This is a genomic window from Nocardia coffeae (assembly GCF_019890715.1).
GTDB lineage: Bacteria > Actinomycetota > Actinomycetes > Mycobacteriales > Mycobacteriaceae > Nocardia > Nocardia jiangxiensis.
Genome location: NZ_JAINZY010000001.1, coordinates 838,449 through 863,478, shown reverse-complemented (window position 1 = coordinate 863,478; position 25,030 = coordinate 838,449). Strand labels below are relative to the sequence as shown.

Genomic DNA, 25,030 nt, shown 5'->3' with positions numbered 1-25,030 from the left:
GAGCATCAGCCGAGGGCGAGCGCTACTCCCGAGAGGATCGACCACAGGAGCATCGCCAGGCCGGTGTCGCGCAGCGAGGGGATGAGTCCGGGGCCCTGCTGACCGCCGCGTACCGGGTTGTTCGAGCGGATTGCGAGCGGTACGGCGAGCAGGCCCAGCAGGGCCCACGGGGTGCGCGCGACGAGGACCAGCGAGGCGATGAACGGCACCACCATCAGCACCAGATGCAGTGTGCGCGTGCGGGTGTCGCCCAGGCGGACGGCCAGGGTCGTCTTGCCGGTCACCGAATCGGTGGGGATGTCGCGCAGATTGTTGGTGACCAGTACCGCACTGGAGAACGCGCCGACCGCCACCGCGCCGACCACACCGGCCCAGTCGATCCGGTGCGCCTGTACGAATTCGGTGCCCAGCACCGCGACCAGTCCGAAGAAGACGAAGACCGCGATCTCGCCGAAACCGCTGTAGCCGTAGGGCTTCCGGCCGCCGGTGTAGAACCAGGCGCCGGCCAGGCAGCCCGCGCCGATCAGCAGCAGCCACCACGCGGTGGTGAACACCAGCACCAGCCCGACGACCGCGCCCACGCTCAGGCTCGCGATCGCCGCGGCACGTACCGCGCCCGGCGAGGCCACGCCCGAGCCGACCAGGCGCAGCGGCCCGACGCGTTCGTCGTCGGTGCCGCGGATGCCGTCGGAATAGTCGTTGGCGTAGTTCACGCCGATGATCAGCGCCAGCGAAACCACCAGCGACAGCAGAGCCTTCCACCAGATCGCGGCGTCCAGGGATGCGGCCGCACCCGTGCCGACCAGGATCGGGGCGATCGCGTTGGGGAGGGTTCGCGGTCGCGCGCCTTCGAGCCACTGTGCTGCACTAGCCATGGGTCGAAGCCTATGCGTATCGCGGCGCGCAGGACGTGCCGCGGGTGGGATGGCGACGGCCACCCTATCGGTAGAACTATTTCGATATATCGGAGTATGATGGCGGGGTTCACGGCGCATGCTGGTAGGGGTGGTCCCGGCGCTGTGAGCCGAATAATCGGTGGACTGCTCACATACGATGGTGAACGGCATGATTCCTGATCAGAGCGGCTCCGCGGGCGCCGGGACGACGAACACCCGGTCGGGTCGGGACCGGGCCGACGGGTTACCCGCGGACGCCTCGGTGCGAGTGTCGGTCCTGGGTGAGATCGCGCTGTGTCGCGCGGGCTCCGGCCTGGCCGCGGTGCCGGGTGCGCGGGCCCGGCTGCTGCTGGCCGCCCTGGCCCTGCATCCGGGCCGCAGCCGCAGCGCCCAGGGGCTGATCGAGGACATCTGGGGCGAACAGCCCCCGCGCGCCCCGATGAACGCCCTGCACACCCAGGTCTCCCGGCTGCGCTCGGCGCTGCCCGACGGCGCGCTCGAGGTCGGTCCGGCCGGATATCGGCTCGCCCTCGGCGAAGAGCAGGTCGACCTGACCCTGGCCCGCCGCCTCGAACGCCAGGCCCGCGAAATGCACGCCGCCGGACGCGACGACCACTGCCTCGAGCTGGTGGCCCGCGCGCGGGCGCTGTGGCGCGGCGAACCCGGTGCGGATCTGCCGCCCGGACCGGTCGCCGACGAACTGGCCGAATTGGCCGTGACCCGCTGGCACGCCCTGGACGAACTGGAACTCGCCTCCCGCGAGGCGTCCGGGGATCTGGACGGCGCGGTGCGGATAGCCAAGCGGATCGCCGCGGCCCGGCAGCTGGACGAACCCGCGCACGGCACGCTGATGCGACTGCTCGCCGCGGCCGGACGCGCCAACGAGGCGTTGGAGGTCTTCGTGACCCTGCGCGCGGGCCTGGTGACCGAACTCGGTGCGGATCCGGGCCCGGCGCTGGTCGAACTGAACGCGGCGATCCTGCGCGGCGAGCCGGTGGCAGGGGCGCGCGCGGTGCGGCCCGAAGCCGCGCCCCGGGACGCCGAAACCGATGTGGCACCGGATGATTCCGGCCAGGCGGGGGCGGCGATCGGGTTGCGCGCCGCGCCGAATCCGCTGCTGGGCCGCACCGTCGATCTGGGCGCGCTGCAGGATCTGCTCGCCGCGTCCCGGGTGACCACCGTGCTCGGGCCCGGCGGTACCGGAAAGACCAGGGTGGCCAACGAACTGGGCCTGCGGATGACCACGGCCGTGCCGGTCGCGCTGATCGAGCTGGCCTCGGTACGGGCCGCGCCCGAGGACGCCCGCGCCGAGGTGGAGGCCGCGATCAGCGCCGCGCTCGGCGTCGCCGAGGCGGCCCGCGACACCACGGGCCTGCGACCCGGTCGCAAAATCGATGCGCGCCAGCGTCTTCGGGATGCGGTGGCCGCGCGTCCGATGCTGCTGATCCTGGACAACTGCGAACATCTCATCGATGCCGTCGCCGAGGTGGTCGCCGATCTGGTCGGCGCGTGCGATCGGCTCACCGTGCTCACCACCAGCCGCGCGCCGCTGGAGATCACCGCGGAGACGGTGTATCCGTTGCCGCCCTTGGCGATCGACGCGCACGGCTCACCGGCCACCGAACTGTTCGAGACCCGGGCCCGCGCGGTGCGGCCGTCGGTGCGCCTGGATCCGGAGGTGGTCGCGCGACTGTGCCGCACACTCGACGGACTGCCGCTGGCGATCGAACTGGCCGCGGCGCGGGTGCGCACCATGAGCGTCGAGGAGATCGACGCGCGCCTGGAACACCGATTCACGTTGTTGCGCAGCGGGGATCGCACCTCGCCGCAACGTCATCGGACCCTGCACGCGGTGATCGAGTGGAGCTGGAATCTACTGGACGAACCGCAGCGCATCGCCCTGCGCCGGTTGTGCCGGTTCCCGGCCGGATTCACCTTCGGCGCGGCCGAGATCGTGGCCGACGGTCCCGATATCGGCGATATCGCCGCCGCCGTGGACGGTCTGGTGAGTCAGTCGCTGCTGTCCGTGCTGGACGACGAGCACGGCGGGATCCGCTATCGGATGCTGGAGACCGTCCGGGAATTCGGCGAGGAGCAGTTGGGCGCCGCCGGTGAAGGGGATCTGGTGATGAGCCGGATGTCCGGGTGGGCAAGGCAATTCGCGGTCGAGGTGCTGAACAACTACGCCGCCGAACAGCAGGTTCGGATGGTGGGGCGGGTGAGCACCGAGTTGGACAATCTGCTCGCGGTGCTGCGCCACGCCTGCGATATCGGTGACGCGGTCACCGTCTACATGGTGTTCCCGCTGCCCGGCATGCTGTGGGTGATGCGCGGGGCGCACGGCGAATTCGTGGGCTGGTCGGCCCGGGTGCTGGCCGTCCCGCCGCCCCCGGCCGCCGGAACCACAGCCGACGACCTGCAGGTGATCGCGCATGCGCTGGTGGGGATGCACCTGGCGTTCGGCGACACTCGGTTGCGCGATGCGGCGCTGCTGCGAATTCGGTTGCGGCGCTTGCTGCGATCCCCGGTGGCGGTGCTGTCGCCGAGCACCGGCTTCATCGGCGAGCTGATCTGCGAACGCCCGACCGCGGTCCGCGCGGCGCGTCGGCTCACCGTGGGCGTGCAGTCCGCGGATCGGGAGGTCCGTTGGGCAGCACGGCTGTTGCGTGCGAACGTGCGGGAGAACGCCGGTGATGTGCGCGGTTCGATGCGGGATGCGCAGGGCGCCCTGCGGGATCTTGCTCCGGGTGACGTCTGGGGTTCGGCGATGCTGTATCAGCATCTGGCCCAGCTGATGTCGCAGACCGCGCGATACGGCGAGGCGGCGGTCAACTATCGGCGTTCGGTCGAGGCGCTGCGGCAGTTGCACTCCTTCGACGAGGTCGCCGAGATCGCCAGTTACCTCGCCGTCGTGCTGGTCGGTACGGGCGATCTGGAACAGGCCCGGTGGGAACTGGAGATGGCGACCGGATTCGTCGAGGGCGGCGCGGGTCCGGACGATCCGGTCCCGCGCCCGAATCATCGCCGGGCGACCGTGCAGGTCGGCTGGTCCGAACTCGCTCTGGCACAGGGTGATCGGGAGGCCGGGCTGCGGCGCTCGCGCAGTGTGCTGGAGATGCACGGCTGGCCGGACATGCCGATGCGGGGCGGTCCCGGCGCGATCGCCGTGGCCGCCGGAGTCCTGGATGCCCACGTGCTGCACGATGCCCTGGACGCGGTGCCCGCCCTGGCGCAGGAACTGATCGACAACGGCCGCGAACATCTCGGCCACTACATCGATATTCCGCAGATCGGCTCGGTCGCGTTGGCGATCGGCTCGTATCTGCTCGCCGTCCAACGCTTTGCGGACATCGGACGGGAGTTGATCGCGCTGGCCCCCAAGGCGATGGCCCGTCAGGACACCCCCAGCATGCGGATCGATCGTCACCTGGCCCACCATGCCGCGGCGGTCCACCCGGACCTGATGGCAGAGCCCTACGCCCGCGCCGCCCGCACCGGCCGCCGCCCCGCCGCGCACCGCATCATGGCTCTGCTGGAAGAACTTTCGGGCAAGGTCGGCTGAAACGCCGAACCCGCCGGACACTTTCGTGTCCGGCGGGAAATCGCGCCAGTGCCGAAGCTTCTTCGTCCCGCTCTGCCCGATCACCAACCGGCGTGCCCACCGGCGAATCGTCTCTGTCCCGCTATTGGTTGCCCGGAAGCGACGACCTCAGCAAGACCACCAGCGGACTCTCCAACACAACCCGCCGCCCCCACCGGCGTGCCCAGCGGCGAAGCGTCTCTGTTCGCTGGAAGTCGCCCGCGAAGCGGAAGGCTCAACAAGGCCAGCCCCCAAGGTTTTCGGCGCGGGCTCGTCGCTGCGCCCTCGAAGCGCATGGCCGAAGGCCGAGTCTCGAGGGCGCAGCGACGAGCCTTACAGCGCCGAAAACCCGCCGCAGCGAAGCGGAGGCCAAAAACTCACGCCTTGCGCATGTAGGCGCGGATGGCCAGCGGCGCGAAGATCGCGATGACGATCACCGAGCCGATCAGGCACCAGGCGATATTGCTGGAGTAGACGTTGCCGTTCATCAGGTCGCGGCACGAATTGACCATGTAGTACACGGGATTGGCCTTGTTGATCGCCTGCAGCCAGCCCGGCATGGTCTTGACCAGAGCGAAGGCGCCGGACATGAACGTCAGCGGGAACATGATCATCATCGAGATGCCCTGCACCGCGGCCGCGCTCTTACCGGTGACGCCGACCAGCGCCCAGATCCAGCTGACCGCGAACGAGCAGAACACCACGATCAGGCCCGCGACCAGCACACCGGCGAAACCGCCGCCGGGACGGTAGCCCAGGATCAGGCCGACCACGACGGTCAGGATGGTCGCGATGCCGTAACGGACCATATCGGCCAGCAGGGCGCCGGCCAGTGCCGAAACCCGGGCGATCGGAAGGGATTTGAAGCGGTCGAAGACGCCCTTGTCCATATCCTCGCGCAACTGCGTGCCGGTGACGACCGAGGTCAGCACGACGGTCTGCACCAGGATGCCGGGAATGAGCACGGGCAGGTACGCCTGCACGCTGCCGCCGATCGCGCCGCCGAAGATGTACGCGAACAGTGCCGTGAACAGCACCGGCTGGATCGTCACGTCGAACAGCTGCTCGGGATTGTGCTTGATCTTCAGCAGGCCGCGGTAGGCCATGGTGAGCGAATTCGCCATGGTCTGCCGCAGGCCGATGTGATTGCTGACCTCGGGTATCGCGGCCCGGACCGCGTGTTTGCCGCCGCTGGCGGGGGCGGTGATGGTGGTGGTCATGCGGCACTCTCTTCGGTGTCGGTGGTGTCGGATTCGGCGCCGTGCCCGGTCAGTGCGAAGAACACCTCGTCCAGGCTCGGTTTGCTCACGGTGATCTCGTCGACCCGGATATCGTTGTCCCGCAAGCGGATCAGCAGATCCGCGGTGACGCTCGGATCGTTCAGCGGCGCGGTGACGCGGCCCGCCTCGGGGGTGATGCTGGCATCGACCAGCTTCCCGTCGGCATGCGAGAGGAATTCGCCGATCACGGTGCGGGCCCGCTCGATTCGCGTCGGATCGGCCACGGTGATCTGCAGGGACGAGGTGCCCACCGAACTCTTGAGCTCGTCGGAGGTGCCGTCGGCGATGACCTTGCCGTGGTCGATGACCGCGATCCGGTCGGCCAGCTGATCGGCCTCGTCCAGGTACTGGGTGGTCAGCAGCACGGTCGCGCCCTCGCGGACCAGCCGCCGGATGGTCTCCCACATCTGCGCGCGGGTGCGCGGATCCAGGCCGGTGGTGGGCTCGTCGAGGAACAGCAGCGGCGGGGTCGAGATCAGGCTCGCGGCCAGATCCAGACGGCGGCGCATACCGCCGGAGAAGTTCTCCAGCGGCTTGCTCGCGGCCTCGGTCAGCCCGAACTCCTCGAGCAGATCGGCCGAGCGACGTCGCGCCTCGGACCGGCTCAGCCCGAGCAGCCGGGAAAAGATGATCAAGTTCTCTGTGGCGCTGAGCTTCTCGTCCACCGAGGCGTACTGCCCGGTGACCCCGATCAGCGAGCGGACCGCGGTCGGCTCGGCGAACACGTCGTGGCCGAAGATCCGGGCGCTGCCCCCGTCCGGGCGCAGCAGGGTGGCGAGCATGCGGATGGTGGTGGTCTTACCGGCCCCGTTGGGGCCGAGCACGCCGTACACGGCGCCCTGCGGCACCGCCAGGCTCACGCCGTCGACGGCGCGCTGCTCCCCGAAGACCTTGACCAGCCCGTCCGCCTCGATGGCGAGTGCATCAGCAGGTGCGTTGGATGTCATGCCCTTACTGTGCGGCCCCGGTCTTGCATACCCCTTGCGTACATGTTGCGGGTGCGTGCAAGAGGCCCATAACGCCAACCCCCAAGGTTTTCGGCGCGGGCTTGTCGTTCAGCCCTCGAAGCGCATGAGCGAAGCCCGAGTCTCGAGGGCGCAGCGACGAGCCTTACAGCGCCGAAAACCCGCCGGAGCGGAGCGGACGCCGCAGACGCGGGCTCGGCCTCAGGGGGCGCCGACCCCGCCGGAGCGAAGCGGCGGCCGAATTTCAGCGCTGAGCAGGCGTTCGCGCAGGGCCGCACGGTTGGGTTTACCCGGTCCGCGCATCGGGATCTCCTCCACCAGGGCCAGCTCGCGCGGCGCGGCGGTGGTGTCGAGTTCGGCGATCACGAAATCGCGGATCTCCTCGAGCGTCGGCGTCGCACCCGGCGCCGGAACCACCACCAAGGCCACCCGCTGCCCCAGGCGTTCGTCGGGCAGCCCCAGGACCACGCACTCCGCGATGGCCGGATGGTGAGCCAGTACAGCCTCGACGACCTGCGGGATCACCAGCAGGCCACCGGTGGTGATGGCCTCGTCCAGACGTCCGGTGATGGTGAGTACGCCGTCGGTGAACGTGCCGGCGTCGTCGGTGCGGAACCAGCCCGGTTCGGCGAAGGCCGGATGCTCCGGGATGCCGCGATAACCCTTGGCGAGCATCGTGCCGCCCAGCAGTACGCGCCCGTCCTGGATGCGGACCCGCATTCCGGTCAGCGGCACGCCGTCGTAGACGCAGCCGCCGCAGGTCTCGCTCGAACCGTAGGTGCGCACGACGGTGATTCCGGCGGCCTGCGCGCGTTCGAGCACCGGCCGCGGAGTCGCCGCGCCACCGACCAGGATCGCGTCCAGGGTGGCCAGCGCGGCCGCGCACTCCGGATCGTCCAGGGCCTTGATCAGCTGGGTCGGGACCAGGGAGGTGTAGCGGCGCTCACCGGTCATCCCGGCGATCGCGCTGGCCAGACCGCCGGGCAGGAATCCGTCCGAGACGTCCAGGACGGCGGGTTCGGTTCCGGCCTGGATGGCGCGCATCAGCACCTGCAGTCCGGCGATGTGATGGGTGGGCAGCGCCAGCAGCCACTGGCCCGGTCCGCCCAGACGTTCGTGGGTGGCCTCGCCGCTGGCGCGCAGTGCGGCCGCGGTGAGCATGGCGCCCTTGGGCACGCCGGTGGTGCCGGAGGTGGTGACCACCAGGGCCACGTCGTCATCGATCGGTTCGCCCGGACCGAGGGCGCTGGACAGCCGGGTCGTCTCCCGCCGGTCGCCGCCCGGCACGGGCAGCCATGCCGGACCGCTGCCCGCCAGGGCGTCACGTAGATGCGGCAGGACATCACCCACCGCGGCTCCGGTAGGCATGGGGAGGGTCCGCAGAGTGCTCACGTTCGCGATGGTGTCATGTCGGGGCCGACGACCCGGTTACGGGTCCCCGCCTCCCTTCGGTTAACTCAGGGGTCGAGGGGTCTTTCGGACGTCGGTGTCGCCAGTGGCCAGCCACCGGCCTCGAGCCGGGAGGTCACTCGTGCGATATCGTCCTCGCCCGGCAGCTCTTTGGCAACTCGACCGATCGCGTCCTCGATCTCGTGCCGGGCGATCTCGTCGTCGCCGGCGCGCTCGCGAACCAGCTCGTCCGCGACGAGGTGGACCTCGTAGTCGGTGAGCCGCCGGTGCAGCACGGCCAGCAGCGCGACGTAGTCCGACCGCGGCACGCCCTGTGGATAACCGGCGCGCAGCCAGCCCAGCACCTTCTGCAGCATCGACTGCGCGGCCTCGGGGTTCTGCGCCTGCGCTGATTCACCCGACTGCGCTGATTCGCGCGCGGGTTCCGGGGCATGCGACTGCTCCGGTTCACGCGCGGGGTCCGGTCCGCTGGTCACCGAACGTCCTTTCCGTGGTCATTCCTGCCCGAACAGATGGATGCCGAGACGAGAAGCGAGAAAAGCCTTGGCGACGAACAACACTCCGGCGATCACCACCGCCAGCACGACGGCGTAACACAGCACGGCCACCGCGGCCGCGGCTCGTCGGCGGGAGAGCGGAGCGACGTCGGTCGTTCCGGTGACGCCCACGCGGGCGAGGGATTGGAATCGGATGCCCACCGCGAAGATCGCGGGCAGTCCGGCGCCGAATATCAGCGCGGCCAGGGTGACCCGCCACAACTCCCGCAGATCGGTCAGCAGAGTATGCATCATGCCCTCCCGGCCGAGGAGGATCGTGTCGCCGCCGGAGCGTCGGGCGGGTCGGCGTGGTCGGCGTCTGAGGACGGGACGCGCCACTGGTCGTTGACGTTGCTCGCGTGTACCGGGTCCCGGCGCGAGCGCAGATACATGTAACCCGACAGCACCACCAGCAGCGCGAAGACGACCACCACGCCGGGCAGACCGCCGATGCCGTGTGCCAGCGCCCAGCAGATCGCCCCCGCGACTCCCGCCAGCGGCAGGGTGAACAGCCAGGCCACCACCATCCGGCCCAGGACGTTCCAGCGCACCTCGGCTTCCGGACGGCCCAGTCCGGTGCCCAGGATGGCGCCGGTGACGGTCTGCGTGGTCGAGAGCGGGAGGCCGAAATGCGCGGAGGTGAGAATGATTGCCGCACTGGTCGATTCCGCGGCCAGACCCTGTGGCGGGCTGATGTCGACCAGACCTTTGCCCAGGGTGCGAATGATCCGCCAGCCGCCCAGTGTGGTTCCGGCCGCGATGGCCACGGCGCAGGCCACGATCACCCACAGCGGCAGGGAGTCCGACGGCGTGCGGGAGCCGTAGGCGATCAGGGCCAGGAAGATGATGCCCATCGTCTTCTGCGCGTCGTTGGTGCCGTGCGCGAGCGAAACCAGTGAGGCCGAACCGATCTGGCCCCAGCGGAATCCGCGGTTCACCACTCCGGTGTCGCTGCCGCGGGTGATGCGGTACACCAGCCAGGTGCCGATCGTGGCGATCAGCGCGGCCACCACCGGCGAGAGCACCGCGGGGACCACGATCTTGGTCAGCACGCCCTGGTTGCCGGCGCTCCAGATGACTCCGTGCCAGCCCAGCGCGGCGATGGTGGCGCCGATCAGGCCGCCGAACAGGGCGTGCGACGAACTCGACGGCAGTCCGAACAGCCAGGTCAGCAGGTTCCACAGGATGCCGCCGACGAGTCCGGCGAAGACGATTGCGAGCAGATCGCTGCCGCTGACCTCGTCGAGCCGGACGATCCCTTCGGCCACGGTCGCGGCGACCGCCACACTCAGGAACGCGCCGACCAGATTCAGGCTGCCCGACAGGATGACGGCCGCGTGCGGTCTGAGCGCTCCGGTGGCGATGGAGGTGGCCATCGCGTTCGCGGTGTCGTGAAAACCGTTGGTGAAGTCGAAAACCAGGGCGGTGACGATGACGATGAGCAGAACGATCAGTTCGGCGGACACGCTCTCAGTGTGCAATATGGGGGGTGAAACCGACCAGTGGGTTCCACTGGATCGAGATTATTCGTAGATGTTGTGTGGCTCGTATGCTGAAGATTTGCTTCGCATCAGTCCTTGTGCGGTCGGGTGTCTCGCCGTAGCGGATGGTCCCCGGGTACCTGCACCAGCACGATCGGCACGTCGTCCGGGTCGCGCAACCACATCTCGATCAATCCCCAGGGCTCCCGCACCGGCCCCCGATCGAGTGCGACACCCCGCGCGACCAGGGCGGCCGCTGTCTCGTCCGCATCGCGCACCTGCAACCACAGCGCCCCGGCGAACCCGGTCCGGGCATCCGCGGCCCGCGCGTGCCCGGCCACCTCGATCAACGACTGCCCCGCGAAGAACACCGTCCCGCCCGGGTACTCCCGCGCAATCGCCAACTCCAGCCCGTCCCGATAGAACTCCACCGTTCGCTCGTAATCCACCGGGCGCAGAATGATTCGACTGCTCAGTATGTCCACACCTCGAGCGTAAGGGCGGCCTGCCCGGCGCGACGCGCATTTCGTCCGTACGCCACCGGGATACCGCGAGGCGTGTCGGCGGGTGCGGTCCGCGGCGCGGCGGCGCGGGGGCAAGATGGCGATGTGTTCAATGCGAAGCTGTGGAAGCCCGTGGACGGGTTCGAGGATCTGACCGACATCACGTATCACCGGCACATCGAGCAGGGCACGGTGCGGGTGGCGTTCGATCGGCCCGAGGTGCGCAACGCATTTCGGCCGCACACCGTGGACGAGCTGTACCGGGCGCTGGATCACGCGCGGATGACCTCGGACGTGGGCGCGGTGCTGCTGACCGGGAACGGGCCGAGTCCCAAGGACGGCGGGTGGGCGTTCTGTTCGGGTGGCGATCAGCGGATCCGCGGACGTAGCGGATATCAGTACGCCTCGGGGGACACCGCGGAGACGGTCGACAAGGCGCGCGCGGGACGGTTGCACATTCTGGAGGTGCAGCGGCTGATCCGGTTCATGCCGAAGGTGGTCATCGCGCTGGTCAACGGGTGGGCCGCGGGTGGCGGGCACAGCCTGCACGTGGTGTGCGACCTGACCCTGGCCAGCCGGGAGCACGCCCGGTTCAAGCAGACCGACGCGGATGTGGGCAGTTTCGACGCCGGGTACGGCAGTGCGTATCTGGCGAAGATGGTGGGCCAGAAGTTCGCGCGGGAGATCTTCTTCCTGGGTCGTCCGTACACCGCGGAGGAGATGCACCACATGGGTGCGGTCAACGCGGTGGTCGATCATGATCGGCTCGAGGACGAGGCGTTGGAGTGGACCGCGCAGATCCTGGGCAAGTCCCCGCAGGCGCAGCGGATGCTGAAGTACGCGTTCAACCTCACCGACGACGGTCTGGTCGGTCAGCAGTTGTTCGCCGGTGAGGCCACCCGCCTGGGGTACATGACCGACGAGGCCGTCGAGGGTCGCGACGCCTTCCTGGAGAAGCGCGCTCCGGACTGGTCCCCGTACCCCTGGTACTTCTGAAATCCCAGTTCAACGCCCTGTCTGAAATATCACCTACCGGCCAGTTCGATTGGACGGTGTAAGAAGGCGAGTTACCGTGCAGATATGAGTGAACGCACCGAGCCGGTGATCGACCGGAGTGCGATCGATACGGATCGTTACGCCGAGCACGGCGGATTTCCCAAGGTCGCGGAGGCCGAGCCGGGTCCGAACTTCGCGCCGTTCGTGGACGCCCTGCGTACGCTGCAGGACCTCGCGGTCTCGGTGGACTGCCCGGACGAGGTGTTCGGCGAGGCCCGCGAGCGAGTGCGTCAGCTCAACGATCTGCTCGAGCCGTATCGCGCGCCGGAAACGGTCGGCCCGGCCGGACGGGTCAGCACCTTGCCGGGGCGGGGAAGTCTGCTCATGCCGCCGTGGCAGATCGTCGAGGCGGGGCCGACCGGCGTGTCGATGCGCGGCGAATTCCGTCGCTATCACCTCGGCGGCAACAGCGCCGTGCACGGCGGCGTCCTGCCGCTGCTGTTCGACGATCTGTTCGGTTCGCTCGTGCACTACGCCGGACGTCCGATCAGCCGCACGGCGTTTCTGCACGTCAACTACCGCAAGATCACGCCGCTGCACACGCCGCTGAAGGTCGAGGGAACGATCGATCGGGTCGAGGGACGCAAGAGTTTCGTCAGCGCGCGGCTGCGCGACGAATCCGATAATCTGCTGGCCGAATGTGACGGGCTGATGGTGCAATTGCTGCCCTGGCAGCCGTAGTTGGTTGTAGGACAGTGTGCCTGGAACGTCCGGTGCGTATAGTTGCGTGCGCTCGCTCATCGAAAATCAATCCGGAGGAACCTGAAAGTGGTTGCAGCACTGTCTGAATCCCTGCTCGACGACGCCAAGCGCCCGGCCTTCCTGGCCGACGCCAAAGAGGTGCTGGACGCAGAGGTGTCGGATAAGGGTGGCGCGTCGGGCCTCGCCGTCAAGGGCGGATACGCCGCGGTGAAGAAGGTCAGCCCGTCGATCGTCGCGGATGCGCTGGAATCGTTCGCACCCAAGTTCGTCGAGAAGCTCGAGCCGTACTGGGCCGAATTCCAGGGCAACGGCGGCGGCAGCTTTGCCGATCTGCTCGTCGCCAAGCAGGACGAGGTCGCCGAGGCGCTGCTGTCGGTGACCGACGCGCGGGCCGAGAGCTCCTCGCGTCCGGCACTGCAGAAGGTCTACTCCTCGCTGCGGTCCTCGGCCAAGAAGAATGTCGCCGAGGCGCTTCCGCGCGTCGGCGACCTGGTGCAGCGTCACGCTGGCTGATCGGTGCACAGCCTTCGGCGTCGCTTCACGCGGCCCGAAGGCTCCTCCCTGGCCGGGTGTGAGCGGGTCAACGCACCACGACAGGGAACAGTCTGACAGGCTGGGGGATGTGAATCCTTCGACAGCGCAGGCCCAGGTCGTCGTCGACGAATTGGCGCGCGGTGGCGTGCGGGACGTCGTGTTGTGCCCCGGCTCGCGCAATGCGCCCCTGGCTTTCGCGCTCGAGGCCGCCGATGCGGCGGGTCGGCTGCGGCTACACATGCGCGTCGACGAACGTACGGCCGGATTCCTGGCGATCGGCTTGGCCGTGGCCAGTGGCAGTCCGGTGCCGGTGGTGATGACCTCGGGAACCGCGGTGGCCAATCTGGGCCCGGCGGTGTTGGAGGCGAACTACGCGCGACAGCCGCTGATCGTGCTGAGCGCCAATCGGCCCTACGAGATGCTGGGCAGCGGAGCCAACCAGACCGTCGAGCAGTTCGGTCTGTTCGGGTCGCAGGTGCGGCTGTCGAACAGCCTCGGGCTGGCCGAACAGGAGGACGGCTACCGGCGGCAGAACAGCGTCTGGCGCGCGGCCGTGTGTCGAGTTCTGGCCGCGGCGCGCGGTACTCGTTCGGGCAATGCGGGGCCGGTGCAGCTCGATATTCCACTGCGGGAGCCGCTGGTTCCCGATCTCGCGCCGGGGGAGCTCGTTCCCACCGGGCGTCCCGACGGATCCCCTTGGACCGCAACGCAATACGCGACACTCGACGTTCCACTGGACCTCGATCTGACTCCGGACACCGTGGTCATCTCCGGTCACGGCGCGGGTCTGCGGCCCGAACTGGCCGATCTGCCGACCGTGGCCGAACCGACCGCGCCGCGGCACGGTCCGGCCCTGCATCCGCTGGCGCTGCCGCTGCTGCGGCCGCGTCAGGCGATCATCACCGGGCGGCCGACCCTGCACCGGCAGGTGTCCCGGGTGCTCGCCGACCCGGAGGTCTCGGTGTTCGCGTTGACCACCGGTCCGCGCTGGCCCGACGTGTCGGGCAACGTGATCGGCACCGGAACTCGCGCGGTCACCCGCGGCGCACCCGATCCGAAGTGGCTGGAGCACTGCCGCACCCTCAACGCCAAGGCCGTCGGTGTCGTGCGCGACGAGCTGGCCCGGCATCCCAAGCCGACCGGCCTGCACGTGGCCGCGGTCGTGATGGACGCCCTGCGGGAGGGGGATCAGCTGCTGCTGGGCGCGTCGAATCCGGTGCGGGATGCGGCGCTGGTCTCGCATCCGCGGCCCGGAATCACGGTGATGTCCAATCGCGGCGTCGCGGGTATCGACGGCACGGTGTCGACCGCGGTCGGCGCGGCGCTGAGCCACCCCGGTCGCACCATCGCCCTGATCGGCGATCTGACCTTCCTGCACGATGCGTCGGGCCTGCTCATCGGCCCCGGTGAACCCCGCCCGGAAGATCTGACCATCGTGGTCGCCAACGACGACGGCGGCGGCATCTTCGAACTGCTGGAACAGGGCGATCCGCAGTATGCCGGGGTCTTCGAGCGGGTGTTCGGCACGCCGCACGGTATGGATCTGGCGGCCATGTGCGCTGCCTACCGCGTCCCGCACCGCCAGGTCGATCCGGCCGAACTCGCGGTGGAGCTGACCCGGCACGCGCACGGTATGCGGGTGCTCGAGGTGGCGACCGAACGTTCCAGCCTGCGCGAGCTGCACTCCACCGTGCGGGCCGGGATCGGCGCGTAGCGGCGTGAATCAGTACTCGTCGGCCGGATTCTCGGCGTAGTCGTCGTCGAGCGGGACCTCGAGGTACTGCTCGATGACGTCGGCCTCGGCGGCCTCGCGATCGGTGGCAGCGGTGGGGAACTCGGGTTCGAGTTCGTTGTCGTCGAGATAGGCCGAGACGGACTGTTCCGCGCGATCGGCCTCCGGAACCGTGTCGATGGCTGCGACGGTGTGCTCGGTCATCGGGTCCTCCTGTCCGTAGTGGGCCGATTGCCGGTTACTGCGGCACTGTCGAGAATCCTCTGTTCACGCGCGCCTGGCAAGCTGCGCTTTCCGTTGCCGACGAGAGTGTTTCGGGGCCTTGTCGCACGCATATCCGCACGCGTGGCGATGAATTCGGCGCGCGTGGTTCGTCTACACCTCGAAGGCCCCGGTCGCGTCCGGGCCACAGCCGGCGAGGAGAGCTATGAGCACACCGATGTTCGATCTGGAGAATGCCGCGACGCTGCTGGAAGGAGTGGTGGCCGGGATCGCCGATGATCGGCTCGCCGCGTCCACGCCCACCGCGATGACGGTTCGCGACATGGTGCAGCATGTGCTCGGCTTCACCGAGGGGTTCCGGCGCGGGGCCACCAAGGAGGGCATCGGCGCCTCGCTGCCGCCGTCGGCCGCCGCACCGCGGTCCCTGCCGCAGGATTGGCGTGCGCAGGTTCCGGCGCAGTGCAAGGCCCTGGTCGAGGCCTGGCGCGAACCCGCCGCCTGGGAGGGGGAGACCGAGGTCGGCGGTGCGACCGGACCGGCACCGCAGATGGCCTGCTTCGCACTGGACGAGTTGATCGTGCACGGTTGGGATCTGGCCCGCGCCACCGGACAGCCCTTCGCACCCACCGAGCAGGACCTGGTGATCCTGCTGGAGATGCTCGCCGAGACCCCGACCGACGGCATCCCCGGCCTGTTCGGCCCCCGAGTCCTGGTCGCCCCGGACGCCACACTGCTGGACCGCGTGATCGGCCTGACCGGTCGCGATCCGGCGTGGCAGGCCGACTGATCCCGCGCTGCCGCTCGATCGAGGGGTAGCGGCGGCGAGGGTCTCAGCGGGTGAACAATCCGGCGCGGGCGGCGAGTACGGCGGCTTCGGCGGCCGTGGTCGCGGCGTGGTCGTCGATCGGGTCGCCGGTGTTCAGTAATCGGTAGTACAGCGGCGCCGACACCGCGGAAAGAACTGCGCGAGGGTCGGTTTCGGGTGGGAGTTCGCCGCGCGCGACCGCCGCATCGATGCAGGGTGACCATTCGGCGAGGCGGGCGTCGTAGAAGTGGCGCAGTGCTTCGGTGGTGGCGGGATCGCAGGTCGCGGCGGCGACGAGAGAGGCGAAGACCCTGCCCTGGCGGGGGTCGTCGAGGGTGCGCGCGACCAGGCGTGCGTTGGCGAGTAGGTCGCCGCGCAGGGATCCGGTGTCGGCATGTGGGAGTGAGGTCTCGGCCATCTCGGTCAGCAGATCGGCGACCAGGCCGGCGGGGGTGCGCCAGCGTCGGTAGACGGTGGTCTTGCCCACGCCCGCGCGGGCCGCGACCTCAGCCGGGTCCAGGTGGGCGAAACCACGTTCGGCCAGCAGGTCACCGGCTGCTCGCAGCACCGATTCGCGGACGCGGGCGGTGCGGCCGCCCGGACGTACCGAGCCCGGGCTGGCCGTGTCCTGATTCATAACGGTCCTCCAGTTCCGTTAGTGATCGAATGAGTGTAGCGTTCGAATTGTTAATGAAACTGAAGTCCTGTTAGGAGTGGGTCATGGAGTATCGGCGGTTGGGCGCTTCCGGGTTGACGGTTCCCGCGCTGAGTTTCGGTGCGGGCACCTTCGGCGGGCGCGGTGAACTGTTCGGCGCGTGGGGCGATACCGACGCCCGGCAGGCGCGCCGGATGGTCGACGTCGCGCTGGGCGCGGGCGTCACCATGTTCGACAGCGCGGACGTGTACTCCGAAGGCGCGTCGGAACAGGTGCTGGGCGAGGCGATTCGGGGGCGGCGGGATCGGGTGCTGCTGTCCACCAAGGCATCTCTGCCCACCGGTCCCGGACCGCACGAGGCCGGTTCGGGCCGCGCCCGGCTGATCGGCGCGGTGGAGGGCGCGCTGCGACGGCTGGGCACCGACTACCTCGACCTGTTCCAGCTGCACGCTTTCGACGCGGGCACCCCGGTCGAGGAAGTGCTTGCCGCACTGGACGATCTGGTGCACAGCGGCAAGGTCCGGTATGTCGGCGCATCCAACTTCGCCGGATGGCAGTTGATGAAATCCCTTGCGGCCGCGGATCGGCACGGTCACGTCCGCTATGTCGCGCACCAGGTGTACTACTCGCTGGTCGGCCGCGACTACGAGTGGGAACTGATGCCGCTGGGGCTGGATCAGGGCGTCGGCGCGGTCGTGTGGAGCCCGCTGGGCTGGGGACGGCTGACCGGGAAGATCCGTCGCGGACAACCGCTTCCGGACGGCAGCCGACTGCACAAGACCGCCGAAGCCGGTCCGCCCGTGCCCGACGAGCTGCTGTACGACGTGGTCGACGTCCTGGACGAGCTGGCCGCCGAGACCGGCCGGACGGTTCCGCAGATCGCGTTGAACTGGCTGCTGTCCCGGCCCACCGTCGCGACCGTGATCATCGGCGCACGCACCGAGGAGCAACTGCGCCAGAACCTCGGCGCGGTGGGCTGGCAACTCGACGCCGACCAGGTCGCCCGCCTGGACAAGGTCAGCATGCGCACCCCGCCGTACCCGTACTACCCCTACTACCGGCTACCGGACTTCGCGCGCCTGAACCCGCCCGCCGTGTGATGCCGGCGGTCGCACGGGTGTGCGCGTCGATCGATGTGCACCGGTCGGCGCGCACTGCCCGAAATCGCCCACACCCGCGTGCGATTCGCCAGCCGGTCAGTAGATGTCGCGGACGTAGCGCTTCTCGGTGGTGAGCTGCTTCTTGAAGGCGGCGGCGGCCTCGGGGGTGAGATTGCCGTGGATCTGCGCGATGGTGAGCAGCGTCTGGTCGACGTCGCGGGCCATGCGGCTGGCGTCGCCGCAGACGTAGATGTGCGCGCCGGACCGGAGCCAGGACCAGAGTTCCGCGCCGTGTTCGAGCATGCGGTGCTGGACGTAGATCCGTTCCCGTTGGTCGCGGGAGAAGGCCAGGTCGAGGCGGGTGAGGAAGCCGTCGCGGAACATGTCCTCGAGTTCGGTGCGGTAGTAGAAGTTGTCCGCGGCGTGCTGGTCACCGAACAGCAGCCAGTTGCGGCCGCGGCAGCCCAGCGCGCGGCGTTCGTGCAGGAAGCCGCGGAAGGGAGCGATACCTGTGCCGGGACCGATCATGATCATCGGGGCATTCGGATCCAGCGGCGGGCGGAAATGCGGTGCGCGCTGCAGGAATATCGGAATCTGCGCCTCCGCGCCCCGGTCGGCCAGGAAGGTCGAGCAGACCCCGCCGCGCCGGGCGGCCGGATCGCCGTAGCGCACCACGCCGACGGTCAACTGCACCTCGTGCGGATCGACCAGCGGACTCGAGGAGATCGAATACTGCCGCGGCTGCAGCTTTTTCAGGATGCCGAGCCAATCCACCGGATCGGCGCGGACCGTGAAGTCGCGCAGGACGTCCACGGCCTGTCGATCCCACAGGTAGCCGTCGAGTTCGGTGCGGTTGTCGCGGCGCAGGAGTTTGGCCAGTTGCGGGCTCGGATTGTGTGCCGCGACGAAGTTCAGCAGGTCGTTGCTGACCCGGGTGATGTCGTAGTGGGTGCGTAGCGCCTGCTCGAGCGTGACTTCGCGATCGTCGATCTCGGTGGCGTGCCGCGGATCCAGCCCGGTCGCGTCGAGCCACTGCGCGACCAATGTCTCGTCGTTGGTGGGCCAGACGCCGAGGGAGTCGCCGACCTCGTAGGTGGCATCGCGGTCGCGCAGGTCGAATCCGAACTGCCGCACCTCTTTCGACGAACCGGCGCGGGAGAGCAGTTCGTTGCGGACCAGCGGCGCGGGAGTGGGGGCGTTGCGGGTGAACGCCGGTGCGGCCGGGCTCGCCTTCGTCGCGGACGACGGAACCGGCTCGGTGCGCGCGGAACTCAGCACCGCGACACCGGAGGGCGACGGGCGTTCCGCCCCGCCCGATCCCGCTGGGCCAGGCCGCATTCCACCCGGTCCCGAATCGACGGGCGCCCGCGCGGCCGGATCCGAGCCCGACTCTCCGGTACCCAGCACCCCGAGCACGTCCTCGAGCCACTTCGCCGAAAGATCGCCGTGATCGGGTTCGCTGTCCACCCGCGCAAGCAACCTGGTGGCACCACATTTCGCGAACAACTCGTCGAGTTTGCGTCCGTGACCGCAGAAGTCGTCGTAGGAGGAGTCGCCGATCGCGAAGACCGCGTACCGCAGATCGTTCAGGCGAGTCGTGCTGCCGGACAGCAGATCCCAGAACTCCGCGCCATTGTCCGGCGGCCCGCCGTCACCGAACGTGCTGGTGATCACCAGCACGTCACCGTGCAGATCGGCCACAGCACAGGAGTTCATCTCCAGAAGTCGCGGCGCACAATCGGACTCGGACAATCGCTGGGCGACCTCGGCGGCGAATTCTTCGGCGGTGCCGGTCTGCGAAGCCCACAGGACGGTGACCACGCGCGGTTCCGCCGCGGCCCCGGCCGGTTCCGCCGCGAGGACCGGCCCGCCCGCCGCCCGCGAGTACATCCCCGCCAGCAATCCGTCGATCCACAAGCGACTGCTGCGCGCCAGCGGCGCGGATTCGGGCAGGACCGGTTGCCCCTGCACCGGAAGGGATTCCAGCGCCGCCAGATATCCGCCCAGATAGATCCGCTCGGTGTCACTGAGCATCGGCGCGGCGGCGGTGTCCAACCCGAGCATGCGGGCCAGGGGATGTCCGCCTGCAGACGCCACGGGAGCGGCGACCGGCGGTTGCGCCGGTGCGGCGGGCTCGGCCGCGATGCGGCGCAGCGATACCGCACATGCCTTGAACTCCGGCTGCAGCGACGCGTCGTCCACCGCGTCATTGGTGACCGCATTCACCGTCAGGTATTCGCCCTGCTCGTCGTTCCAGTGGAAGGGCGCGAAGCAGTTCCCCGGCCGCACCCGGTCGCTGATCTGCACCGGCAGCACGGCACGCCCACGGCGAGAAGTGATTTCGAGTTGATCCTCCGGCCGCACGCCCATCCGCTCGGCGTCCTCGGGATGCACCTCGACGAAGGGTTTGCCGTTCAACTTGGTCAGCTTGGCGACCTTGCCGGTCTTGGTCATGGTGTGCCACTGATGCGGCAGCCGCCCGGTGTTGAGTACGAAAGGGTAATCGTCGTCGGGCATTTCGCGGGGTTCCATATGCGGCCGCGGCCAGAACACCGCGCGCCGGCTCGGGGTCGCGAAAGCCAGCTCCGGAGTGTTCCCCGATTCGTCGGTGAACAGGTGCTGGCTCACCCCGTCGTTGCGATAGCGAATCGGGTTGCGGCGCTGCGCCGGATCCGGACACGGCCACTGCAGCGGACCGGCTCGCAGCTCCTCGTAGTCGATTCCGCGCAGGTCGTATCCGGTGGCCGGATTGGCGAATTGCCGAATCTCCTGGAAAACCTCGGCACTGGAACCGAATTCGAATCCCTCGAATCCCATCGCCGTGGCGACCTGTGCGATCAGCAGCCAGTCCGGACGGGCATCGCCGATCGGATCGATCGAGCGCTGCAACAGGCTGACATCGCGTTCGGAATTCACCATCACCCCGTCGGCCTCGGCCCACAACGCGGCGGGCAGCAGCACATCGGCGTAGGCGTTGGTGGCGGTCTCGGTGTAGACGTCCTGCGTGACGACCAGTTCGGCCGCCTCCAGCCCGGAGATGACGGTCTTGCGATTCGCCACCGACGCAACGGGATTACTGCAGATGATCCAGCAGGCCCGGATCTTCCCGTCGGTCAGTTCCCGGAACATCTCGATGGTGCCCGGCCCGGATTCGGTCCGGATCGTCCCCTGCTCGAGACCCCAGGCGGTTTCGACGAACGTGCGATCGGCCTCGGACAGCACGCTGCGCTGACCGGGCAGTCCGGGGCCCATGTAGCCCATTTCCCGGCCGCCCATGGCATTCGGCTGCCCGGTCAGCGAGAACGGGCCGCTGCCGGTGCGGCAGATCGTGCCGGTGGCCAGATGCAGATTGCACAGCGCGTTGGTGTTCCAGGTGCCGTGCGTGGACTGGTTCAGCCCCATCGTCCACAGCGACATCCACTCGCCCGCCTCGCCGATCCACCGTGCGGCAGTGCGGATGTCGTCCTGCGCCAGACCGGTGATCTCCGCCACGCGATCCGGTGGATAGTCGGCGAGGAATTCACCCATCGCCTCCCAACCCTCGGTGTGCGCGGCGATGAAATCGGCGTCGATATCACCGTTTTCGACCAGCAGATACAGCAATCCGTTGAGCAGCGCCAGATCGGTGCCGGGCGTGATCTGCAGGAACAGGTCCGCGTTGCGGGCGGTTTCGGTGCGACGCGGATCGACCACGATGAGCTTGGCCCCGGCGCTCTTGCGCCGATCGGCCAGGCGCAGATACAGAATCGGATGGCAGTCGGCCATGTTCGCGCCGATCACCAGGAACAGATCGGCATGATCGATGTCGTCGTAGGATCCCGGCGGTCCGTCCGCGCCGAGCGACTGTTTGTATCCGGTGCCCGCGCTGGCCATGCACAGCCGTGAATTCGATTCGATGTGCAGGGTGCGCAGATATCCCTTGGCCAGTTTGGTCGCCAGGTACTGCGCTTCCAGCGACATCTGCCCCGAGACGTACAGTGCGATCGCATCGGGGCCGTGCGTGTCCAGGATGTTCCGCAGCCGTCCGGCGACCTCGCGGACCGCATCGTCCACGGCGATCGGGGCGGGTTCGTGCCCGCGTTCCGCGCGTCGCAGGGCCGTGGTCATCCGGCCCGGCGCGCGCATCATCTCGGCGTGCGTGGCCCCCTTCGTGCACAGCCGTCCGGCGTTGACCGGATGCAGTTTGTTACCGCGCACGGCCGCGATGACCGGCGCACCGGACTCGTCCACCTTGGTCTCCACGGTGATCCCGCACCCCACGCCGCAGTACGAACACGTGGTGTCGACGCTCGCCGGGCCGGAGGGAGAAGGGGACATGACTCGATCATCGCCATCGGCGATTGCGCCGGATTTACCGAACGTTATCGGCGAGTGACAAAGGTCCGCACAGCCCGAAGTCGACCTTGTGAGGAGTGAGCGATATCACCGGAAAACCCGCCGGCGCAGCGGAAATTCCCGCCGGGGAGTGCTACCCCGGGACAGAACGCGGTCCGGACGACGCCGGTCCTAGCCGAGTCGGTACCCGCGATGCAGCGCGACGATGCCGCCGGTGAGGTTGCGCCATTTGACCGAGGACCAGCCCGCGTCGGCCATCCGGAGTGCGAGTTGGCGCTGATTGGGCCAGGACCGAATGGATTCGGCGAGGTAGACGTACGCGTCCGGATTGCTGCTGACCGCGCGTGCCACCCGAGGCAGGGCCTTCATCAGGTACTCCATGTACACGGTGCGGAACGGGCCGAACACCGGCGTGGAGAACTCCGCGATCACCAGGCGTCCGCCCGGCTTGGTGACGCGCAGCATCTCGCGCATCGCCAGATCCGGATCCGAGAAGTTGCGCAGCCCGTAGGAAATGGTGACCGCGTCGAAGGATTCGTCGGCGAAGGGCAGCCGGGTGCCGTCCGCGGCGACCATCGGCACCTTGCGGAAGCGGCCCGCGTCCAACATCCCCCGGGAGAAATCCGCCGCGACGCACCACGCGCCGGACTTGCTGAACTCCAACGTGGACACCCCGGTCCCGGCCGCCAGATCCAGCACCCGTTCACCGGGCCGCAGCGCCAGCGCCTTACGGGTCGCCCAACGCCAATATCTGTCCTGGCCCGCGGAGATCACCGTGTTGGTCAGGTCGTACCGCTTCGCGACCCCATCGAACATCGACGCGACCTCGTGCGGTTCCTTGTCCAGCGAGGCACGGAACGACTCTGTTTTCGCCACGTCTGCAGACCCTAGCGTGGTCCGCGCGCAGCGTCGGAGGTGGTGTCGGGCTGCCGCTATGCGCTGCGGCCGATGTCCTGGGTCCTCGTGCCGAGCACATCCGCGTAATGCCCCATCAGCTCGGTGCAGATGGCGGGCCAGGTGCGGTGCAGCACGGATTTGCGTGCGGCGGCGGCGAATCGGGCGCGGTGTCCCGGATCCTGCAGCGCTGCCACGGCACTGGGCAGCAGTTCGCTGAAGCGGTCCACCGGGAGCAGATATCCGTTGCGGCAGTGCGCGATCAGATCGCGCGGGCCGCCCGCATCGGGGCCGACGACCGGCAGGCCACTGGCCAGCGCCTCCTGCACGCCCTGGCAGAACGTCTCGTGTTCGCCGGCGTGCACCATCACGTCCAGGCTCGCATAGGCCCGGCCCAACTCGTCGCCGCCCAGCTCGCCGGTGAAGACCGCCGAGGGCATCAGCTCGGCCAGACGTTTGCGGTCGGGGCCGTCACCCACGATGACCAGCTGAATTTCCGGATCGCCGTCCAGCACCGCGAGGCGTTCCACATGCTTCTCCGGGGCCAGCCGCCCGACGAAACCGACCACCAGACGCTCGTCCGCCGACCACGCCTCGCGCAGCTCCGACGAGCGCGCCGAGGGGGTGAATCGCGCGATGTCCACGCCGCGCGCCCACCGGTGCACGCGCGGAATTCCGTGCTGGACAAGATCTTCCGCGGCAGCCGAGGACGGGGCGAGAGTGCGGGCGGCGCGTTGGTGGATGCGCCGTGTCCACGCCCACGCCGCCCGCCGGGCCGGGCCGAGCCCATAGCTCTGTGCGAATCCGGCGACGTCGGTCTGGTACACCGCCACCGCGGGCAGATCCAGCCGCAGCGCCGCGGACATCCCACCGGCTCCGAGCAGGAACGGCGAGGCCAGATGCACGATATCGGCGTCGAACTCCTCGATCGCCGCGGTGATTCCGGGCTGCGGCAGCCCGACCGGCAGCGAACTGATCTTCGGCACCATCACCGCGGGCACCCGCACCACCGGGAACCGGCCGTAGGAGCGCGGCGCGGGCGGCTCCCCGCGCGGGGTGTCGGGGGCGATGATCAGCGCGTCGTGGCCGTGCCGCTCCAGATGCCCGAGCACCTGCAGCACGGAGTTGACGACGCCGTTCATATTCGGCAGGAACGACTCCGAAACGATCGCTACACGCACACTTCGAGTGTGCTCGAGCGGCGACGCGAAGCCGCCACGACCGTGTGACGCGAATGCGAAGTTCCGGCGAACATCTGCGTTCGCCGCGCGGTGGTAGTGACGCGGGGCCTGCTCAGGGCGCGCCCGCGACCTCGGGGACGGGGTCCGGACCACGCATCCGCACACGCCGCACCAGCCACAACGCCGGTAGCGCGATTGCCCACACCACCACGATCACCGACAGCGCCGGCACGATCGCCACCCGCGCGTCGCGACCGGCGACCCGTACGAGTTCCGGATCGGCCCGGCTGTACTCGACGTTGATCCGTTCACCGGCGGTCAGTTTGGTCGGGTACAGCACGCCCAGACGCGGATTGCGGGTGACGCCGTCGGGGGTGACGAACGTCACCGCGGAACGCAGCCGGCCCGCCGAGAGCACTTCGGCGCTGGCCACACCCTTGTCCGAGGCGATCCGCAGGTCGTCGCGCCAGGCTGCCAGGACCAGCAGCACCGCAAGCGTGCTGATCGCCGTCGCGGCGATGAGCACACCGAGCCGAATCCGTCGCAGACGCCGCGTACGCCGATGTGCGGGCTGACTGTTCTCCGACACGACTTCAGGCTATTGCATTGCTCCGATAGCGTGTGCGCCCATGTCCCGAAAATTCAGCTTCACCGTGTCATACAGCGTCCCGGTCGAGGAGCTCCACCGGGCGATCACCAGCGACGAGTTGTGGCAGGCCCGTTTCGAGGGCGCGACCACGGCGACCCTGGACCTTTCCCACGACGACGGTCCCGGCACCATCCGCGTCCACATGACCGAAACCGTACGGCCGGACAAGATTCCGGCGCTCGTGCGCAAGGTGCTCAGGAACGACCTCGTCGTCGAGCGCACCGACGACTGGGGTCCGCTCGACGGCGACACCGCCCGGGGTGTGTTCACCGGCACGTCGCAGGGCATCACCACCAAGATGTCCGGCACCTACGAAATGCGGCCCGCGGCAACGGGTTCGGAGGTCGTGGTCGCGGGCAGCGTATCGGTGAAGGTGCCGCTGGTCGGCGGCGCGATCGAGCCGCTGGCCGAACAGCTGCAGCGCCGCGTCGTCGAAAGCGAAGGCAAGTTCATCGAGCACTGGTTCGCCGACAAGGCCGGCGCCTGAACTGAAAACCTTGCATGCGAGCCGATT

At 68.8% G+C, this 25,030-nt stretch carries 22 protein-coding genes; 8 read left to right on the top strand and 14 right to left on the bottom strand.

Going from position 1 to position 25,030, the window contains the following annotated elements; all coding sequences use genetic code 11:
* Window positions 1–5: 5 nt before the first annotated feature.
* Entirely contained in the window at window positions 6–875 is an 870-nt protein-coding gene (locus tag K7711_RS03625; protein WP_222964807.1) for a 1,4-dihydroxy-2-naphthoate polyprenyltransferase, read from the bottom strand.
* A 190-nt stretch (window positions 876–1,065) separates the two neighbouring features.
* Here K7711_RS03625 and K7711_RS03620 point away from each other — a divergent pair, with 190 nt between their 5' ends.
* Window positions 1,066–4,458 (top strand): AfsR/SARP family transcriptional regulator, encoded by a 3,393-nt coding sequence (locus K7711_RS03620; protein WP_235746537.1) that lies wholly within the window; start codon window positions 1,066–1,068, stop codon window positions 4,456–4,458.
* 395 nt (window positions 4,459–4,853) lie between these two features.
* Here K7711_RS03620 and K7711_RS03615 read toward each other — a convergent pair whose 3' ends face one another.
* The 7 genes from K7711_RS03615 to K7711_RS03585 all read right to left on the bottom strand — a co-directional run bounded on the left by K7711_RS03615 (window position 4,854) and on the right by K7711_RS03585 (window position 10,633).
* Window positions 4,854–5,696 (bottom strand): ABC transporter permease, encoded by an 843-nt coding sequence (locus K7711_RS03615; RefSeq protein WP_222964803.1) that lies wholly within the window; start codon window positions 5,694–5,696, stop codon window positions 4,854–4,856.
* Window positions 5,693–6,703, bottom strand: a complete 1,011-nt coding sequence (locus tag K7711_RS03610) for an ATP-binding cassette domain-containing protein (RefSeq protein WP_222964801.1) — start codon at window positions 6,701–6,703, stop codon at window positions 5,693–5,695. Before K7711_RS03610 ends, K7711_RS03615 begins: the two co-directional genes overlap by 4 nt.
* Window positions 6,704–6,922: 219 nt before the next feature.
* A complete protein-coding gene (gene menE / locus K7711_RS03605) occupies window positions 6,923–8,113 on the bottom strand; it encodes an o-succinylbenzoate--CoA ligase (protein ID WP_222964799.1) in 1,191 nt (396 codons plus the stop codon).
* 65 nt (window positions 8,114–8,178) lie between these two features.
* A complete protein-coding gene (locus K7711_RS03600) occupies window positions 8,179–8,607 on the bottom strand; it encodes a DUF3349 domain-containing protein (protein ID WP_372460092.1) in 429 nt (142 codons plus the stop codon).
* Between the two features lie 18 nt (window positions 8,608–8,625).
* The gene (locus K7711_RS03595) at window positions 8,626–8,919 is read right to left on the bottom strand and encodes a hypothetical protein (RefSeq protein ID WP_222964797.1); all 294 of its coding nucleotides are present in this window, start codon (window positions 8,917–8,919) and stop codon (window positions 8,626–8,628) included.
* Window positions 8,919–10,133, bottom strand: a complete 1,215-nt coding sequence (locus K7711_RS03590) for an inorganic phosphate transporter (protein ID WP_222964795.1) — start codon at window positions 10,131–10,133, stop codon at window positions 8,919–8,921. Before K7711_RS03590 ends, K7711_RS03595 begins: the two co-directional genes overlap by 1 nt.
* A 104-nt stretch (window positions 10,134–10,237) precedes the next feature.
* Window positions 10,238–10,633 (bottom strand): VOC family protein, encoded by a 396-nt coding sequence (locus K7711_RS03585; RefSeq protein WP_222964793.1) that lies wholly within the window; start codon window positions 10,631–10,633, stop codon window positions 10,238–10,240.
* A gap of 123 nt (window positions 10,634–10,756) precedes the next feature.
* Here K7711_RS03585 and K7711_RS03580 point away from each other — a divergent pair, with 123 nt between their 5' ends.
* The 4 genes from K7711_RS03580 (at window position 10,757) to menD (ending at window position 14,657) form a co-directional block, all read left to right on the top strand.
* Window positions 10,757–11,647 (top strand): 1,4-dihydroxy-2-naphthoyl-CoA synthase, encoded by an 891-nt coding sequence (locus K7711_RS03580; RefSeq protein WP_222964791.1) that lies wholly within the window; start codon window positions 10,757–10,759, stop codon window positions 11,645–11,647.
* An 84-nt stretch (window positions 11,648–11,731) separates the two neighbouring features.
* Window positions 11,732–12,388, top strand: a complete 657-nt coding sequence (locus tag K7711_RS03575; protein WP_222964789.1) for a PaaI family thioesterase — start codon at window positions 11,732–11,734, stop codon at window positions 12,386–12,388.
* 87 nt (window positions 12,389–12,475) lie between these two features.
* Complete coding sequence (locus K7711_RS03570) at window positions 12,476–12,922, top strand: DUF6918 family protein (protein ID WP_067674635.1); 447 nt, start codon at window positions 12,476–12,478, stop codon at window positions 12,920–12,922.
* A 109-nt stretch (window positions 12,923–13,031) separates the two neighbouring features.
* Entirely contained in the window at window positions 13,032–14,657 is a 1,626-nt protein-coding gene (gene menD / locus K7711_RS03565; protein ID WP_222964787.1) for a 2-succinyl-5-enolpyruvyl-6-hydroxy-3-cyclohexene-1-carboxylic-acid synthase, read from the top strand.
* Window positions 14,658–14,666: 9 nt separating this feature from the next.
* On the opposite strand, the gene K7711_RS03560 is transcribed toward menD, so the two are convergent.
* Window positions 14,667–14,879: an Rv3202a family protein gene (locus tag K7711_RS03560; RefSeq protein ID WP_222964785.1), complete on the bottom strand. Its 213-nt coding sequence runs from the start codon at window positions 14,877–14,879 to the stop codon at window positions 14,667–14,669.
* Window positions 14,880–15,102: 223 nt separating this feature from the next.
* Between K7711_RS03560 and K7711_RS03555 the strand changes: the two genes are divergently transcribed.
* The gene (locus K7711_RS03555) at window positions 15,103–15,684 is read left to right on the top strand and encodes a TIGR03086 family metal-binding protein (protein ID WP_222964783.1); all 582 of its coding nucleotides are present in this window, start codon (window positions 15,103–15,105) and stop codon (window positions 15,682–15,684) included.
* A gap of 43 nt (window positions 15,685–15,727) precedes the next feature.
* Here the strand turns inward: K7711_RS03555 and K7711_RS03550 are convergent, their stop codons facing one another.
* Entirely contained in the window at window positions 15,728–16,339 is a 612-nt protein-coding gene (locus K7711_RS03550) for a TetR/AcrR family transcriptional regulator (RefSeq protein WP_222964781.1), read from the bottom strand.
* Between the two features lie 83 nt (window positions 16,340–16,422).
* Here K7711_RS03550 and K7711_RS03545 point away from each other — a divergent pair, with 83 nt between their 5' ends.
* Entirely contained in the window at window positions 16,423–17,457 is a 1,035-nt protein-coding gene (locus K7711_RS03545) for an aldo/keto reductase (RefSeq protein WP_222964779.1), read from the top strand.
* Window positions 17,458–17,553: 96 nt separating this feature from the next.
* On the opposite strand, the gene K7711_RS03540 is transcribed toward K7711_RS03545, so the two are convergent.
* The 4 genes from K7711_RS03540 to K7711_RS03525 form a co-directional block, all read right to left on the bottom strand.
* Window positions 17,554–21,774 carry a bifunctional nitrate reductase/sulfite reductase flavoprotein subunit alpha gene (locus K7711_RS03540; protein WP_222964777.1) on the bottom strand — a complete coding sequence of 1,407 codons (4,221 nt, stop codon included), beginning with the start codon at window positions 21,772–21,774 and terminating at the stop codon, window positions 17,554–17,556.
* A gap of 189 nt (window positions 21,775–21,963) precedes the next feature.
* Window positions 21,964–22,668: a demethylmenaquinone methyltransferase gene (locus K7711_RS03535; RefSeq protein WP_040828135.1), complete on the bottom strand. Its 705-nt coding sequence runs from the start codon at window positions 22,666–22,668 to the stop codon at window positions 21,964–21,966.
* Between the two features lie 56 nt (window positions 22,669–22,724).
* Window positions 22,725–23,867, bottom strand: coding sequence for a glycosyltransferase family 4 protein (locus K7711_RS03530; RefSeq protein WP_222964774.1), 1,143 nt, complete (start codon window positions 23,865–23,867; stop codon window positions 22,725–22,727).
* Between the two features lie 112 nt (window positions 23,868–23,979).
* Window positions 23,980–24,456 carry a DUF3592 domain-containing protein gene (locus K7711_RS03525; protein WP_222964772.1) on the bottom strand — a complete coding sequence of 159 codons (477 nt, stop codon included), beginning with the start codon at window positions 24,454–24,456 and terminating at the stop codon, window positions 23,980–23,982.
* 40 nt (window positions 24,457–24,496) lie between these two features.
* Between K7711_RS03525 and K7711_RS03520 the strand changes: the two genes are divergently transcribed.
* On the top strand, window positions 24,497–25,003 hold the full coding sequence (locus K7711_RS03520; protein WP_222964771.1) for a DUF2505 domain-containing protein: 507 nt from the start codon (window positions 24,497–24,499) through the stop codon (window positions 25,001–25,003).
* The last annotated feature ends 27 nt before the right edge of the window (window positions 25,004–25,030 follow it).

Bases quoted from the DNA above. Each gene is read 5' to 3' on its own strand.
- K7711_RS03625 (WP_222964807.1), bottom strand. From the start codon at position 875: ATGGCTAGTGCAGCACAGTGGCTCGAAGGCGCGCGACCGCGAACCCTC.
- K7711_RS03620 (WP_235746537.1), top strand. From the start codon at position 1,066: ATGATTCCTGATCAGAGCGGCTCCGCGGGCGCCGGGACGACGAACACC.
- K7711_RS03615 (WP_222964803.1), bottom strand. From the start codon at position 5,696: ATGACCACCACCATCACCGCCCCCGCCAGCGGCGGCAAACACGCGGTC.
- K7711_RS03610 (WP_222964801.1), bottom strand. From the start codon at position 6,703: ATGACATCCAACGCACCTGCTGATGCACTCGCCATCGAGGCGGACGGG.
- K7711_RS03595 (WP_222964797.1), bottom strand. From the start codon at position 8,919: ATGCATACTCTGCTGACCGATCTGCGGGAGTTGTGGCGGGTCACCCTG.
- K7711_RS03575 (WP_222964789.1), top strand. From the start codon at position 11,732: ATGAGTGAACGCACCGAGCCGGTGATCGACCGGAGTGCGATCGATACG.
- K7711_RS03560 (WP_222964785.1), bottom strand. From the start codon at position 14,879: ATGACCGAGCACACCGTCGCAGCCATCGACACGGTTCCGGAGGCCGAT.
- K7711_RS03555 (WP_222964783.1), top strand. From the start codon at position 15,103: ATGAGCACACCGATGTTCGATCTGGAGAATGCCGCGACGCTGCTGGAA.
- K7711_RS03550 (WP_222964781.1), bottom strand. From the start codon at position 16,339: ATGAATCAGGACACGGCCAGCCCGGGCTCGGTACGTCCGGGCGGCCGC.
- K7711_RS03545 (WP_222964779.1), top strand. From the start codon at position 16,423: ATGGAGTATCGGCGGTTGGGCGCTTCCGGGTTGACGGTTCCCGCGCTG.
- K7711_RS03540 (WP_222964777.1), bottom strand. From the start codon at position 21,774: ATGTCCCCTTCTCCCTCCGGCCCGGCGAGCGTCGACACCACGTGTTCG.
- K7711_RS03520 (WP_222964771.1), top strand. From the start codon at position 24,497: ATGTCCCGAAAATTCAGCTTCACCGTGTCATACAGCGTCCCGGTCGAG.